This is a genomic window from Mycobacterium sp. NGS50 (genome assembly GCF_059812545.1).
In genome coordinates this window covers 1-14,999 of record NZ_JCALCW010000027.1, presented here as the reverse complement: position 1 = coordinate 14,999, position 14,999 = coordinate 1, and the positions used below count along the sequence as shown (strand labels likewise).

The window sequence follows — 14,999 nt, the reverse complement described above, 5'->3', positions numbered from 1 at the left end:
GGCAGCTCCGATCAGGCGTCGATGGGGTTTGCGGTGGCGGTGAAGTTCTGGATCGCGGCTTCGACCCAGGGGCGCAGCGGATGAACGCTGACCGCAACCTCCGGCGGGGCAGACTGTTTCGCAGTCGCCAGGGAGTCGGTGGTGTCGACGGCGGTGTATCGGCTCAGCGCGTCGCGGGTGCGCTGGCCGCCGGTGAAACCCCCGTGGGTGATCCACAGTTGCAGTGTCGCCGCGGCTGGTGCTGCGGCCGCCAGCAGGCCGAATGTCCCGCCGCCGTCGCAGATATCGTCGACGACAAGATAGCGGCCGGCAGGATCGGGCAGTTCCGAGAGCGCGTAGCCGGACAGTTTTCCGGTCTGCGGATCGCGACGCTTGACCGCGGTAAACACCGGAACATCGAACTCCGCCGCCACAATGGATGCCCGGTCACGGGCGCCGCGGTCCGGAGCGATGACACCGGCGAGATCGTCGCCTCGGCCTAGCGCGTCGTGGACGACGCGCCCAAGCGGGAGCCGGTGCGCCCGCACCGCGGCGCCGATCTCGTCGGATGCATCGTGCATCGCCTGCAGCCATCCCTCGCTGTGCGGGTCGATAGTGACCAGGTCGGTGATGCCGCTGCGGCCGGCCATCATGCCATTGATCTGCGCCGGTCCGGGAATGTCTTTGTCGCCGCGCGCCGACGGCAGGTAGGGCATGACGAGGATTCGGCGCTGGTCGGGGTGGTCGTGGGCGGCAACCTGTGCCCACGCGGTGACGATCGTCCAGTCGACTGCGGCTGCGGTGACCCAAAGCACCTGGGGTGCGGGGCCAGGGTCGGGTTGCTCGGGCGACCGGCGAACGGTGCGATCGCCCATCGGGTAGCAGAACACCTCGTAGGGCGCAGGTGTCAGCTCACCGTTGCCGGGGGACTGCCGGAAGAACCGGTACTGGGTTGGCTCCATGGCAGCATCCTTACATGTTTCTTTATTATGTGCAAATAATCAAACAAAATCCGATGCCTCGGTAACAGACCGATGAAGGCACCCGGATGTGGTCGGCTCCCTGCGCGGATCACAGATGCCTGACTCTTGCTCAAGCGGTGAGCTGGCGGAGCTCGTTCGCGAGATTGGCCCGGGCCCGAGCTTCCCACCGTTGAGAGGCAACCGGCGTGCGATAAATCGCGGGTCCATCCAGCAGACCACGCAATATGCGGGTACGCCCGGTTCGGAACTGGTCATCCGGTACATGGGCGTATTCGGTGCGGACCGCGGCGACGTACTGCTCGTAGCGATCGGCAGGCGCCGCGAGGATACCCAGGTCGGCGTCCGACAGGGTCATTCCGTTGCCGTCGTCGGGGAGGGGATCATGGGTGGCCGTCAGCCGCACCAGCCGACCGACTTCCGTGATGAGCAGTTCGGGCATGCCCAGCGCGGTCAGATCAGTTTGGGCTCGTACCGCACTGTTCTCCTCGTCGTCAGGCCGGCCGCGGTACACCACATCGTGATACCAGGCGGCCAGTCGCACCGCGTCGAGATCAGTTGCGTTCGAGGCTAGCTCGTCGACACGGAGCAGCACCTCACGAAGGTGGGCGATGTTGTGGTAGCGCCGGTGCGGTTCGCCCCAAGCAGCCAGCAATGCCTGTCCGGCCTCGTCGACTCGCGAGCCGGTGGTGTATGTCGTTGTGAGGGAGCGCCATGCGCCGCTCAGATCGTGTGTTTCTGCGCCGGCCTTTGCAGGCGACCCGGCGCTGCGCTGACTGTCAGTTGCGTCAGGGCCGTTGCCAAGGACGCTTTCCATGGATGATCAGGCTACGCCGACATCAAAATCAACCGGTCGGCGCAGGCAGCGGATTGACGTTGCCTGACATCGACGCCTTCGGCCGTCTACGCACGCCGGCCGCCGCTTCTCGATAGTGTTCCAGCCGAACGCTCTTACCCCTTCGAGTTTTACAAGGATAACCAAGTGCGGCGTGGAGTCGTCACCGCTTTCACCAGTGCGGCCGTGGTCGCGCTCGGCGCCGTCGGCTGCTCGAGCGGCAAGAGCGCACCGACGGACGGTAATGGCACGACGACTTACGACGGCGGGGCCATTACGCAACACGCCACCGCCACGGCGATCATCGATGGCCAGCCGCACAAGGTGGAAGGCCCGATGGCGTGCACAGCCTTCGACGACGACTTCGTCATCAGCATTGGCACTGAGCCCCACGCGGTCAAAGCCACGCTCACCAACGGCGATTCGCCTACCGTGGTCTCGGTGCATCTGGGCGACCTCGCCGGGTACGTTTTGATCGTCAGCGGGCACTCGAACGGAGGCGAGGCCACGGTCACTAAAGACGGCAAGAAGTACACCATCACCGGCAACGCCTTCGGGATGGACACAGACAACGCCTTGGTGACTAAACCGTTCGAAGTCGAACTCACCTGCCCGTAGAAAGTCGGATGGAGCGGCGATGGGTTTCGAAGAGCTAGGCGACGACGAGCTTCTCGGCTGGCTCGGCGGCTGGGTCGCGAATGTCTCCGGTACGGCCCACGTTTCGGAGGAAGACGCTGCGGACATCGGCAAGCTAACCGTCTCGGTCCAAGGCGAGCTGATGCGCTTGGAGTTGACCGATGCCGCCGCCGGTGTGCACCCGGAGCGATTGAGTCGGGCGATCGAGCGAGGCTACGTGGACGCCTTCCGGGAGGCACTGCGCCAGGTCGGTTTGGTGTTCGACCGCGTCGAGGGGGACGTCGCCGAGAATCCCGCCGTCCTCGCCCGGCTCCGGCGGCTACGCGAGGAGTACGGCGGCCGCAGCGGACTACGCCGGATGCTCAAGCGCCTGCAAGTGGCTGAGCAGGAATCGTCGTGGGACCCGGTCGCTGACCCCCTGGGACGCCGCAGCCCGTAATCCGGCAATGCCGGAGCCGGCGATGGGCTGGCCCGCAGGCGCTCCGAACGGTGTCGGCGCAGCAGGTGGCGACGGCCCCGACGTCGCGGCCTGTGTGGTGGCAACGCCGTCGCGCTGCGAGCCAGGTCCACCGCAAAAGTTAGCGAATCCGTCGAAATTCCTGAGATTTGGCTGAATATCCACTAATGTGGCCATCGGTCCACCAGCGCAACGTCGATGAGGGAAATCGTGACAACACTCAAGCAGGTCCTGTGTGGTACGGCCGTCGCCGGTTTGGTTGCCGGAACGGGGGCGGCGGCCATTACGCCGATCGCCGAGGCGGGTCGGTCCGTGCGGGACATCGCCGACTGGATGCTTGCCGCGGAACACGTGCTGCTGATCGGCACCGACGGCACCAACCTCGACAAGATCCTGCAGTACGCCTACGACGACGACAGCGGGTTCAAGACGGCGATGGACGAGGGCATCACCGGGGCCGCCAACGAGGTCGGCCACACCACCATCTCCGGCCCGTCCTGGTCGACGATCCTCACCGGAGTGTGGGACGACAAGCACGGGGTGATCAACAACCTGTTCACCCCCGACCCGTACAACCAGTGGCCGACCGTGTTCAACCTGCTCGAGCACTACAACCCGGACATCAACACGTCGGTGATCGCCGACTGGGACTACATCAACGGCATCGGGTCGGCGGGCGCCGACGGGGCCGACACCAACATCTACATCCCCTTCGCGAACAGCTGGGCCGACACCGACTCAGAGGTCACCACGCAGACCATCGCCCAGATCATGGCGACCATCGACCACCCGGACGTCTCGAACTTCCTGTTCTCCTACCAGGTGCAGGTCGACGAGGCCGGACACGGGTTCGGCGGCGGGTCACCCGAATACGCCCAAGCAGTCATGAATGTCGGAGCCAACATCCAGCAGATCCTGGCCGCGGTGGCCTACGTCAAGGAGCAGACCGGCGACGACTGGTCGGTCATCATCACCACCGACCACGGCCACCAGCAGTCGCTGGGCTTCGGCCACGGCTTCCAGTCGCCCAACGAGACATCGCAGTTCGTCATCTTCGATCAGGCCGGTGATCACGCAAACGACGGCAGTCAGAACCTGAACTACTCCATCGCCGACATCACGCCCACGATCCTGTCGCTGTTCGGAGCCCCGATGCGGTCGGACTTCGACGGTGTCTCGATGGCCGACGACCCGAGCATCCTGAACAGCATCGTGCACCCGGTCGACCTCGAACAGGCGCTCAAAGACGCGATCTCGCTGGTCGGCTATCCGAACATCGGCGACGACATCACACTCGCCATCCGTACGGTCTTCACCTCCATCCCGTACTTCCTCAACGAATTCGTCACCCAGATCAACCAGTACCTGCAGGGGATCGTCGACCAGGACATCTTCCTGGTCAGCGGGCTGGCCCAGGCCGCGCAGCAGGTCGTCCAGTTCACCGGTGGTCTGGCGGTCAACGCGACCGAGTCGCTGGCCCAGGTGGTTGCGCACCTGACCGGGGCGGGCGTCATCGCGCCGACCGACCCGCCGTTGGCGCCGGCCACGGAGTTCTCCGACCTGGCGGCAATGCTCGCCGCGGACAACAACTTCTTCTCGCCCGACCAGTTCCTAGGGAGCTTCGAACTGCCGTGGCTCGACGCCACCGCATAGCCGTGCGATGGCCAGCGCGCGGGTCCAGGAGCGCCTACTCCGCGCGGACCCGGCGGGTGGCGCTGGCCTGATCGCGGGGCCGGATCACGATCTGATCCAGGTTGACGTGCGGCGGCCGGGAGGCCACGAAGCCGATCACCTCCGCGACGTCGGCGGCCACCAGCGGCGTCATGCCCGCATAGACGGCGTCGGCGCGCTGCTGGTCACCGCCGAAACGGACCAGCGAGAACTCCGTCTCGACCGCGCCCGGGGCGATCTCGGTCAGCCGCACCGGCTTACCCAGCAGCTCACCGCGCAGCGTGCGGTGCAGGGCGCCCTGCGCGTGCTTGGCCGCGGTGTAACCGGCGCCGCCGTCGTAGACCTCGAAGGCCGCAATCGAGGTGACCGTGACGATCAGGCCGTCCCCGCAGGCCACCAGCTTGGGCAGCAGCGCCCGGGTCATCCGCAGCGTGCCCAGCACGTTGGTCTCCCACATCCAGCGCCAGTGCTCCAGGTCGGCGTCCGCCACCGACTCCAGCCCCTTGGCGCCGCCGGCGTTGTTGACCAGCACATCGACCCGGCCCAGCCGGTCGGCCAGCGCCGCCACCGCGTCGTCGTCGGTGACGTCGGCCACAATCGCGGTTCCGCCGATCTCCTCGGCCAACGCGGTGATCCGGTCAGCGCGCCGGGCCACCGCCACCACATGAAAACCCTGCCCGGCCAGCGTGCGTGCGGTGGCTTCGCCGATCCCCGCGCTGGCGCCGGTGACCACGGCGACTCGTTCATGCGTGTGAGCTGCTGTCATATAGCCAACCTTAGTGATCGTGCTAGATTCCTCCTGTGTACTGGAGTGCCCGGTTCCCCCTGACGACCGCCGTCGCTGACGGCGCGTGTTGTCGCTGCGCCCTTCGCCGCGCCTGAGTCCAGTCGGTCCCCGCTGAGTTCCCAGGAGTGGCCAGAGCCCACGACCGAAACTCAGGATGAAGGACAACCCATGCGCACCACCGCACTCGCCACCCAATCGCACAGCCACACCGGTCGGCGATCCCGTTCCCACCCGCACGTCGTCGCGCCGTCGCTGCATCTGGCCGACGGCGCCGCGGCCTCGGTGTTCTGGGCGGCGCGGGTGCGCGGCGCGATCGCCCGCGACACCATCGCCCAAATCACGTCGCTGTCCATCGCCACGGTCAACCGCCAGGTCACCGCGCTGCTGGAGGCCGGGCTGCTGCGGGAACGCGCCGATCTGGCGGTATCCGGCGCGATCGGGCGCCCCCGGGTGCCCGTCGAGGTCAACCACGAACCGTTCCTGACGCTGGGCATCCACATCGGGGCCAAGACCACCAGCATCGTGGCCACCGACCTGCTGGGCCGCACGCTGGACGTCGTCGAGACCGCGACGCCCGGCGGAGCGCAGGGACCCGCGTTGGCGGCGCTGGCAGCCAACGCCCGCCGCTATCTGAGCCGCTGGAACCGCCGCCAGCCGTTGTGGGTCGGGGTCGCGATCGGTGGGGCGGTCGACGGCGCCACCGGCCAGGTCGACCACACGAGGCTGGGCTGGACGCAGGCCCCGGTCGGGACGGTGCTGGCCGAGGCGCTGAGCCTGCCGGTGTCGGTGGCATCGCACGTCGACGCGATGGCCGGGGCCGAACTGCTGCTGGGGATGCGGCGGCTCACCCCCAGCCCGTCGACCAGCCTGTACGTCTACGCCCGCGAAACCGTCGGATACGCGCTGGTGATCGGCGGGCGGGTGCACACCCCGGCCAGCGGTCCGGGCACCATCGCCGGCCTGCCCGCCTCCTCGGAGCTGCTCGGCGGGACGGGGCAGCTGGAGTCCACCGTCAGCGATGAGGCGGTGCTGGCCGCTGCCCGCCGGCTGCGCATCCTGCCCACCAGCACCCGCCCGGACGGATCGGGGGCGGCGATCGCCGGGCTGCTCAAGGCGGCGCGGTCCGGCAACGGTCAGGCCGCGCAGCTGCTGGCCGAGCGGGCCCGGGTGCTCGGCGAGGCGGTGGCGCTGCTGCGCGACGTGCTCAACCCCGACGACCTGGTGGTCGGCGGTCAGGCGTTCACCGAATATCCGGAGGGCATGGCGCAGGTGGAGGCCGCATTCGCCGAGCGTGCGGTGCTGCCGGCGCGGGGCATCCGGGTCAGCGCGTTCGGCAACCGGGTGCAAGAAGCCGGGGCCGGCATCGTCTCGCTGAGCGGGCTCTACGCCGACCCGGTCGGCGCGATGCGCCGCGCCCGGGCGCGCCGGCCCAGCCTGCTCGGCGACCTTCCCGAGGCCAGTGCCTGACGGGCGCTGTGACGTGCACCGTCGGGCATTGCCCGGCGGTGCTGTAAAGATGACCGTGTGGGGTACGGCGAGGTTTCCCGGTTGAGCGGCCTGCGGCGGGTGGCCGTGCTGTCCGTGCACACCTCCCCGCTGGCCCAGCCCGGCGTCGGCGATGCCGGAGGCATGAACGTCTACGTGCTGCAGAGCGCGCTGCACCTGGCGCGCCGCGGGGTGGACGTGGAGATCTTCACCCGGGCCACCTCGTCGGCGGACCCGCCGACGGTGCGGGTGGCGCCGGGCGTGCTGGTGCGCAACGTGGTGGCCGGACCGTTCGAGGGGCTGGACAAATACGACCTGCCCACCCAGCTGTGCGCGTTCGCGGCCGGGGTGTTGCGGGCGGAAGCCGCCCACGAGCCCGGCTACTACGACATCGTGCACTCGCACTACTGGCTGTCCGGCCAGGTCGGCTGGCTGGCCCGCGACCGCTGGGCGGTGCCGTTGGTGCACACCGCGCACACGCTGGCCGCGGTGAAGAACGCCGCGCTGGCCGACGGGGACGCACCCGAACCGCCGCTGCGGGCCGTCGGTGAGCAACAGGTGGTCGACGAGGCCGACCGGCTGATCGTCAACACCGAAGACGAAGCACATCAACTGATTTCGCTGCACGACGCGGACCGGAGCCGCATTGATGTCGCTCACCCGGGCGTCGATCTGGATGTATTTTGCCCCGGCGACCGCGACAAGGCCCGCGCCGCATTGGGGTTGCCGGCCGGCGAGCAGGTGGTGGCCTTCGTCGGCCGCATCCAGCCGCTGAAAGCCCCCGACATCCTGCTGCGTGCGGCCGCCAAGCTGCCGGGGGTGCGGATCGTGGTGGCCGGCGGACCATCCGGTAGTGGTCTGAACGCCCCCGACGGACTGGTTGGGTTGGCCGATGAACTGGGTATCACCGACCGGGTGACCTTCCTGCCGCCGCAGTCCCGTTCCGAGCTGGCCCGGCTGTTCCAGGCCGCCGACCTGGTGGCGGTGCCGAGCTATTCAGAGTCGTTCGGCCTGGTCGCCCTCGAGGCGCAGGCCTGCGGGACGCCGGTGGTGGCCGCCGCCGTCGGCGGGCTGCCGGTCGCGGTGCGTGACGGCGCCAGCGGAACCCTGGTGACCAGCCACGACGTCGACCACTGGGCCGCCGCCATCGGCGATCTGCTGCAGGCCGTGGCCGGGCCGCGCGGCTGGGCGATGAGTCGCGCGGCCATCAGCCACGCCGCGAACTTCTCCTGGGAACACACCGTCGACGCGCAGCTGGACTGCTACCAGCAGGCGATCAGCGACTTCACCGCCGGGCAGCGCCGCGCGGTGCGGGACCTGGGGGCCGCACGTCGCTCCCGGCGTTGGGGCGCGCGCCGCGGGGTGCGCGCATGATTCCCGCTGAGCAGACACAAAAGTGCCCAAAAGCGGGTGTTTTAGGGCACTTTTGCGTCTGCTCGCGCAGGAAACGGTGCCCATGAGCGGCGTGCAGCAGCTGATCGAGGAGACCCTGGAGGCCAACGATCTGGCCTACACCCAACACCCCGGCGCACACGGGGGGCTGCCGGGGCTGATCGTGGCGCTGCCCGGGGAACGCAAACTGACCACCAACACGCTGCTGAGCATCGGCGAGCACTCGGTGCGCGTCGAAGCGTTCGTCTGCCGCAAACCCGACGAGAACCACGAGGGCGTGTACCGGTTCCTGCTCAAGCGCAACCGCCGGCTCTACGGGGTCGCCTACACGCTGGACAACACCGGCGACATCTACCTGGTCGGCCGGATGGCGCTGGCGTCGGTGACCGCCGACGAGCTCGACCGGGTGCTCGGACAGGTCCTGGAAGCGGTCGACACCGACTTCAATACGTTGCTGGAGTTGGGTTTTCGGTCCTCCATCCAGAAGGAGTGGGAGTGGCGGGTGTCGCGCGGCGAGTCGCTGAAGAACCTGCGCGCGTTCGAGCATCTCATCGAGCAGGACGACGAGGACGACGCATAGTCGGCTCCGTGAGAGACTGTCGCGCATGACAGATTCCACGTTGGTGCTGCTGCGCCACGGCGAGAGCCAATGGAACGCCAGCAACCAGTTCACCGGCTGGGTGGACGTCGACTTGACCGAGAAGGGCCGGGCCGAAGCGGTCCGCGGCGGGCAGTTGCTGATCGAGCACGGCCTGCTGCCCGATGTGCTCTACACGTCGCTGCTGCGCCGCGCCATCACCACCGCCAACATCGCGTTGGACACCGCCGACCGGCACTGGATCCCGGTGCACCGCAGCTGGCGACTCAACGAGCGCCACTACGGCGCGCTGCAGGGCCTGGACAAGGCGCAGACCAGGGACCGCTACGGCGACGACCAGTTCATGCAGTGGCGGCGCAGCTACGACACCCCGCCGCCGCCCATCGAGAAGGGCAGCGAGCACAGCCAGGACGCCGATCCGCGCTACGCCGACATCGGCGGCGGGCCGCTGAACGAATGCCTGGCCGACGTCGTCGACCGCTTCCTGCCGTACTTCACCGACGTCATCGTGCCGGACCTGCGGGTGGGCAAGTCCGTGCTGATCGTCGCGCACGGCAACTCGCTGCGGGCCCTGGTCAAGCATCTGGACCAGATGTCGGACGCGGACGTGGTCGGGCTCAACATCCCCACCGGCATCCCGCTGCGCTACGACCTGGACGCTGACCTGCGGCCGAAGGTGCCCGGCGGCACCTACCTGGACCCCGAGGCGGCCGCAGCGGGCGCCGCGGCCGTCGCCAGCCAGGGCGCCAAGTAGACAGGCGTCCCTTCCCGCCGCGGCCCACTCGCCCCTCCCTCGCCGAGTGTGAACACACGGCGAGGTTTCGCGCCGAAAACCGCCCTACGTTCACACTCGGCGGGTTGTCGGTGCTCCGCGGCACACTTCGGACATGGGGGAGCCGTTCATCGGTAGCGAGGCGCTCGCTTCCGCAAGCCTGAACCGGCATGCGCTGCGCCGTCGATACACCGCGATCTGCCCCGACGTCTACCTGCCGGTCGACGGTCCGATCACCGCCGTCACCAGGGCGCGCGCCGCCTGGCTCTGGTCACGCCGACGCGGGGTGGTCGCAGGCCAGTCCGCCGCGGCGTTACACGGCGCCAAATGGGTCGAAGCCAACCGCCCCGCCGAGATCTGCCACGACAACCGCCACCCGCCGGCGGGCATCCGCGTCTGGACCGATCGGCTCGCCGATGACGAGGTGCAGACGGTCCGCGGCATCCGCGTCACGGCGCCGGTTCGCACCGCATTCGACATCGCCTGTCGCTACCCGCTGGACCGGGCCGTCGCCGCGATCGACGCCCTGGCCCGGGCCACTCACCTCAAGGCGGCCGACATCGAGCTGTTCGCCCAGCGCTACCCGGGTCACCGCGGCATTCGGGCTGCTCGTGCCGCGATCGACCTGGTTGATCCGGGGGCCGAGTCGCCGCGTGAGACCTGGCTGCGGTTGTTGCTGATCCGCGCCGGGTTTCCCCGGCCGACGACGCAGATCCCGGTCTACGACGACTACGGCCAGCTGGTGGCCGTCGTGGACATGGGGTGGGAGGAGCTCAAGGTGGCTGCCGACTACGACGGCGACCAGCACCGCACCGATCCGCGGCGCTTCAACCAGGACATTCGGCGCCAGGAGGCGCTGACCGAGCTCGGTTGGATCGACGTGCGCGTGACCAAGGAGGACACGGTCGGCGGCATCATCGGGCGGGTCGGTGCCGCGCGGGCGCGCCGAGTGTGAACACACGGCGGCGATTCGCGCCGAAAACCGCCCTGGTTTCACACTCGGCGCCGGTAACCAGCGTCTGTCTTGGGCAAACGCAGCGTAAACGGCGGTCGAATACCTGCGTCCCGAGGTGTGACATGTCCGGTTTTGGCCGCTTGCTGCTGAGCTGACGTTCATCGAATGCGTACGATTCTGTCGTGTCTGTGATGTCAGCCTTGGGGCTGGCCGGAGTTTCGGCACTGGTGGCTTTGGCCCTCGGTGTCGCGGCGGGGGCAAAGCTGATTCCGCGGCTCGCCGAACGTCGGCGACGCGAGGACGCCGAACGCGCGGGCATCACCGTCGGGGAGATGCTGCAGCGGATCGTGGCGCTGGCACCGGTCGGCACCGTGGTCGTCGACACCCACCGCGACGTGGTCTACCGCAACGACCGGGCCGGGGAACTGGGCCTGGTGCGCGACCGGCTGGTCGATGATCGGGCCTGGGTCGCGGCGCAACGAACCCTGGCCAGCGGACAAGACGTCGAATTCGACCTGCAGTCCCGCAAGCGCGACGGCGCCGGCCGGTCCGGGCTGGCGGTGCGCGGGCACGCCCGGCTGCTGTCGGAGGATGACCGCCGATTCGCCGTGGTCTTCGTCGACGACCAGTCCGAATACGCGCGGATGGAGGCGTCGCGGCGCGATTTCGTGGCCAACGTCAGCCACGAGCTCAAAACCCCGGTCGGGGCGATGGCGCTGCTGGCCGAGGCGCTGCTGGCCTCACCGGATGACCCCGAAACGGTGCGCCGGTTCAGCGAAAAGGTGCTGGTCGAAGCCAACCGGCTGGCCGACATGATCGGCGAACTGATCGAGCTGTCCCGTCTGCAGGGCGCCGACCCGTTGCCGGATCTGGCCGATGTGGATGTCGACACCGTTGTATCCGAAGCGATTTCGCGTCACAAGGTGGCGGCCGACAACGCCCAGATCACGATCAGCACCGACGCGCCGAGCGGTTTTCAGGTGCGTGGCGATGAGACGCTGCTGATCACGGCGCTGGCCAACCTGGTGTCCAACGCGATCGCGTATTCCGCACCCGGGTCGCCGGTCTCGATCAGCCGGACCCGGCGCGGGGACAACGTCGAGATCGCGGTGACCGACCGCGGGATCGGGATCGCACGCAAGGACCAGGAGCGGGTCTTCGAGCGATTCTTCCGCAGCGACAAGGCGCGTTCGCGAGCGACCGGCGGCAGCGGGCTGGGTCTGGCCATCGTCAAACACGTCGCCGCCAACCACAACGGCAGCATCAGGCTGTGGAGCCAGCCGGGCACCGGGTCGACGTTCACGTTGTCGATCCCGGCGAACCGGGACAATGGAGTTCAAACGGATGAAGAGTTCGTTCAACGAGAGGAAGAAATAGGGCGATGACCAGCGTGCTGATCGTGGAGGACGAGGAGTCGCTCGCCGATCCCCTGGCATTCCTGCTCCGCAAGGAGGGGTTCGAAGCCACTGTGGTGACCGACGGGACCGCTGCGTTGGCCGAGTTCGATCGGGCCGGCGCCGACATTGTGCTGCTGGACCTGATGCTGCCGGGGATGTCCGGCACCGAGGTATGCAAGCAGCTGCGCGCCCGCTCCGGCGTGCCCGTCATCATGGTGACCGCTCGAGACAGCGAGATCGACAAGGTCGTCGGCCTGGAGCTGGGCGCCGACGACTACGTGACCAAACCGTACTCGGCACGGGAACTGATCGCCCGAATCCGGGCGGTGCTGCGCCGCGGCGGCGAAGACGACGCCGGTGTCGGTGACGGCGTACTGGAGTCCGGTCCGGTACGCATGGATGTCGAGCGACACGTCGTCTCGGTCAACGGTGAACAGATCACCTTGCCGCTCAAGGAGTTCGACCTGCTCGAGTATCTGATGCGCAACACCGGCCGGGTGCTCACCCGCGGCCAGTTGATCGACCGGGTGTGGGGTGCGGACTACGTCGGCGACACCAAGACGCTCGATGTGCACGTCAAGCGGCTGCGGTCCAAGATCGAGGTCGACCCGGCCAATCCGGTGCATCTGGTGACCGTGCGCGGCCTGGGCTACAAGCTGGAGGCCTGACCGACGGCGCCAGCCGCCCCTCGATTAGCTGCCCGTCGGGTGTCTGGCGGTCTGCTTTTCGGTGTGGTCGACTGCCTGGATGGTGACGGCGGCGGCCAGCAGCCGCGAGCCATGGGGGTCGCTGGGGTCGATGCCGGTGATTTCATGGATGCGCCGCAGCCGGTAGGTCAGTGTGTTGGGGTGGATGAACAGTTCGGCTGCAGCGGCTTTTCGGTCGGCTCCATGGCGAAGGTGAGTCTCAAGAGCGCTCAGCAAGCTGGGATGCTGCCGTAGTGGGGCGATGCGCTCGGCTAGAAGGTCCCGGGCGGGCCCGGGCCTGGTGGCCTGATACTCGAAGAGCAGGTCGTCAAGCTGGTGTAGGCCCGGGTCCCCACCGAGCTGGCGGGCAAGGCGGGCGATCTCAGTGGTTTCGGTAACGGCGTCGGGAATGCCCAGGAGTTCCGTTTCGCGACACTCGGCGGCATAAATGTCCACGCCGAACCGTGCGCTGAACGCGGCCACCAGCGCATCGTGGGCTTCCGAGCAGACCAGGTGAGTCGGTAACAGAACCGTGCCGGTGTAGCCGTCGAACGTGTTGAGAATCTCGGCAGACCCGAACTGGTAGAGGACGTGTTGCACATGTCGCATCCGGCGTTGGGCGGTCAGCACCTCGTGAGCGGTCGGCGCTGTCGGCACCGCGCCGACCTCGATCGCGAGAACGTCGTAGCGGTCGCAGAGTTCGATGCTGGCGTCCTGCGCCAGCACCGCCGCGGTCGAGTCGCCGGCGATCAAGGCCTTACACAGCGCGCGCAGCCGATCGCGCTTATTGGCCCGCAGTACGAAGTCTGAGTCTTGGTAGATCTCGAGTATGACGATGCTCCAGGCCTTGGCTAGCTCTGCCAGGTGTGCACCGACCGCTGCCAGCGTGGCGGCGTCGACGTCGGGCGCGAGTTCGACCGCCATATCCCAAAACCGCCTGAGACCTCCGTGCATCGCGGCGAACAGTGCCGGCAGCGGAATGCCGTCCTCAGCGTGGCGTTCCACGATGGGTAACGCGAACGATGACATCTCAGCGGTGCTGAGCTGGCGTCCGTCCACCATGCCGGCAAGAATGATGGGAATGGCGGCGGCAATCAGCGGCGCGACTTCGGCCTGGAAAGGCTCGCGGGGCATGGAGGCCGGCCATCGAATCGCCTTGACGGCAGCGTCGAGGACCTCGACGGTGATATCAGGTGCCCGCGATTCAATCGCCAACAGGAGCGGTGAGTCTGCGGGGATGCGCGGCAAAGCGGGTGTCACGAACCCGATTGTCACCGATAACAGACAAGTTGAGGGCGGAATTTTCCCGCACCGGACCGATCGGCTCGGCGCGGTCACACCGATCGCCCGGACGGGGCTCGATCTCAGCCCCCCTGTTTTACGTTGACGACGTGGTAAATCGCCGGTGGTTCGGCGTCCTCGCCGGGATGTTGATGCCTGGGTGGACCGCCAGGGTCGCCCTCGACCCAGCTCCGTCGCGCAGCGCGGGAAGGCCCGGCTGGGCCCCCCGATGACCCGGAACTTGTGACCGACGCCAACAAAACCGACAAAACTTCTCCGATCTGTGCAGTGCATCTTGGCTCCCGACGTGGACATACTTAGCGCCATTGTCAATCCGCACGGCTGCTAGATGTCACGGGTCGCAGGCTCTTGAGTTGGGGGTAATAGTGCCGGTCAGTGCCGCCAACGGGGTCGGCAACGTCGGTGGCAGTGACCTGGCGTGGCTGCTGGCGGACGAGATCGCCGGCAGCTTGCCCGATTCAGAGAAGGCGGTTGTCTTCACCGACTTGGGCTCGGGTGACTTCTGGTCGGCGATCGCGCACCTTTTGAGTGTCGCGGAGCGTGATCGGAGGCCGGTGTCGGCGGTTCTGCTCGCCGAGTTGGCGGTCTGGCTGGATGGCTACAGCGGAAGTATCGAGGAGTTGCTGATGCGTGAACTGCTTGCGCGGGTACCCGGACGGGCTTGGTAGCAGGGGAGATTCATATTTGGCTGGGGCGAGGTGCCGTTCGCGCGGCGAGCGGTATCGGTGAGGAACTGGTTATGGGGGACGACGAACGCATCAAGGTCGGGGCTCGGGTTCGGACATCGGATTCGCCACCCAGGGAGGGCGTTGTGGTCGAGGACTTCGGAGAGCTGGCGGGACAACCGGTGGTCATCGATGCCGACCACATCGCCCAGGCTCGTCGGTGGGCGATCGCGCTCGACGACGGATGCCTGGGTTTCTATGATGCGCACTCGCTGACCGTGGCGGGCTAGACGAGGGAATGGCGATGGCGGGTGGCTTAAATCTATCTGAGCGGGCGATCGGCCCGGTGGTGAGTGAACACATGGATTTCGCTAAATTGCTCACCGCCCCGGCATCGGCCTA

General features: G+C 67.7%; 16 protein-coding genes. 12 read left to right on the top strand and 4 right to left on the bottom strand.

Annotation, left to right across the window (positions count from 1 at the left end; translation table 11 throughout):
- Window positions 1–11: 11 nt before the first annotated feature.
- Together AC5Y36_RS18185 and AC5Y36_RS18180 are read right to left on the bottom strand one after the other, a co-directional pair.
- Window positions 12–941: a phosphoribosyltransferase family protein gene (locus tag AC5Y36_RS18185; protein ID WP_500042337.1), complete on the bottom strand. Its 930-nt coding sequence runs from the start codon at window positions 939–941 to the stop codon at window positions 12–14.
- Between the two features lie 130 nt (window positions 942–1,071).
- Entirely contained in the window at window positions 1,072–1,776 is a 705-nt protein-coding gene (locus AC5Y36_RS18180; RefSeq protein WP_500042336.1) for an HD domain-containing protein, read from the bottom strand.
- Window positions 1,777–1,941: 165 nt separating this feature from the next.
- Between AC5Y36_RS18180 and AC5Y36_RS18175 the strand changes: the two genes are divergently transcribed.
- The 3 genes from AC5Y36_RS18175 to AC5Y36_RS18165 all read left to right on the top strand — a co-directional run bounded on the left by AC5Y36_RS18175 (window position 1,942) and on the right by AC5Y36_RS18165 (window position 4,540).
- Window positions 1,942–2,412, top strand: a complete 471-nt coding sequence (locus tag AC5Y36_RS18175) for a lipoprotein LpqH (RefSeq protein ID WP_500042335.1) — start codon at window positions 1,942–1,944, stop codon at window positions 2,410–2,412.
- A gap of 19 nt (window positions 2,413–2,431) precedes the next feature.
- Window positions 2,432–2,869 carry a hypothetical protein gene (locus AC5Y36_RS18170; protein ID WP_500042334.1) on the top strand — a complete coding sequence of 146 codons (438 nt, stop codon included), beginning with the start codon at window positions 2,432–2,434 and terminating at the stop codon, window positions 2,867–2,869.
- Window positions 2,870–3,097: 228 nt separating this feature from the next.
- Window positions 3,098–4,540, top strand: a complete 1,443-nt coding sequence (locus AC5Y36_RS18165) for an alkaline phosphatase family protein (protein WP_500042333.1) — start codon at window positions 3,098–3,100, stop codon at window positions 4,538–4,540.
- Between the two features lie 34 nt (window positions 4,541–4,574).
- On the opposite strand, the gene AC5Y36_RS18160 is transcribed toward AC5Y36_RS18165, so the two are convergent.
- Window positions 4,575–5,324, bottom strand: coding sequence for an SDR family NAD(P)-dependent oxidoreductase (locus AC5Y36_RS18160; protein ID WP_500042332.1), 750 nt, complete (start codon window positions 5,322–5,324; stop codon window positions 4,575–4,577).
- Between the two features lie 189 nt (window positions 5,325–5,513).
- Between AC5Y36_RS18160 and AC5Y36_RS18155 the strand changes: the two genes are divergently transcribed.
- The 7 genes from AC5Y36_RS18155 (at window position 5,514) to regX (ending at window position 12,612) form a co-directional block, all read left to right on the top strand.
- Window positions 5,514–6,812, top strand: coding sequence for an ROK family protein (locus AC5Y36_RS18155; RefSeq protein ID WP_500042331.1), 1,299 nt, complete (start codon window positions 5,514–5,516; stop codon window positions 6,810–6,812).
- 57 nt (window positions 6,813–6,869) lie between these two features.
- Window positions 6,870–8,204 carry a D-inositol-3-phosphate glycosyltransferase gene (gene mshA, locus AC5Y36_RS18150; RefSeq protein WP_500042330.1) on the top strand — a complete coding sequence of 445 codons (1,335 nt, stop codon included), beginning with the start codon at window positions 6,870–6,872 and terminating at the stop codon, window positions 8,202–8,204.
- Window positions 8,205–8,286: 82 nt separating this feature from the next.
- A complete protein-coding gene (locus AC5Y36_RS18145) occupies window positions 8,287–8,802 on the top strand; it encodes a type III secretion system chaperone family protein (RefSeq protein ID WP_500042329.1) in 516 nt (171 codons plus the stop codon).
- Window positions 8,803–8,827: 25 nt separating this feature from the next.
- Complete coding sequence (locus AC5Y36_RS18140) at window positions 8,828–9,574, top strand: phosphoglyceromutase (protein ID WP_500042328.1); 747 nt, start codon at window positions 8,828–8,830, stop codon at window positions 9,572–9,574.
- A 133-nt stretch (window positions 9,575–9,707) separates the two neighbouring features.
- Window positions 9,708–10,547, top strand: a complete 840-nt coding sequence (locus AC5Y36_RS18135) for a type IV toxin-antitoxin system AbiEi family antitoxin (protein WP_500042327.1) — start codon at window positions 9,708–9,710, stop codon at window positions 10,545–10,547.
- Window positions 10,548–10,729: 182 nt separating this feature from the next.
- Window positions 10,730–11,932 carry a sensor histidine kinase gene (locus tag AC5Y36_RS18130; protein ID WP_500042326.1) on the top strand — a complete coding sequence of 401 codons (1,203 nt, stop codon included), beginning with the start codon at window positions 10,730–10,732 and terminating at the stop codon, window positions 11,930–11,932.
- Window positions 11,929–12,612: a two-component sensory transduction protein RegX gene (regX, locus tag AC5Y36_RS18125; RefSeq protein ID WP_500042325.1), complete on the top strand. Its 684-nt coding sequence runs from the start codon at window positions 11,929–11,931 to the stop codon at window positions 12,610–12,612. Before AC5Y36_RS18130 ends, regX begins: the two co-directional genes overlap by 4 nt.
- A 24-nt stretch (window positions 12,613–12,636) precedes the next feature.
- On the opposite strand, the gene AC5Y36_RS18120 is transcribed toward regX, so the two are convergent.
- Window positions 12,637–13,968, bottom strand: coding sequence for a PucR family transcriptional regulator (locus tag AC5Y36_RS18120; protein WP_500042324.1), 1,332 nt, complete (start codon window positions 13,966–13,968; stop codon window positions 12,637–12,639).
- 329 nt (window positions 13,969–14,297) lie between these two features.
- Here AC5Y36_RS18120 and AC5Y36_RS18115 point away from each other — a divergent pair, with 329 nt between their 5' ends.
- Window positions 14,298–14,600: a hypothetical protein gene (locus AC5Y36_RS18115; RefSeq protein ID WP_500042323.1), complete on the top strand. Its 303-nt coding sequence runs from the start codon at window positions 14,298–14,300 to the stop codon at window positions 14,598–14,600.
- Window positions 14,601–14,671: 71 nt separating this feature from the next.
- Window positions 14,672–14,887, top strand: coding sequence for a hypothetical protein (locus AC5Y36_RS18110; RefSeq protein ID WP_500042322.1), 216 nt, complete (start codon window positions 14,672–14,674; stop codon window positions 14,885–14,887).
- Window positions 14,888–14,999 lie beyond the last annotated feature (112 nt).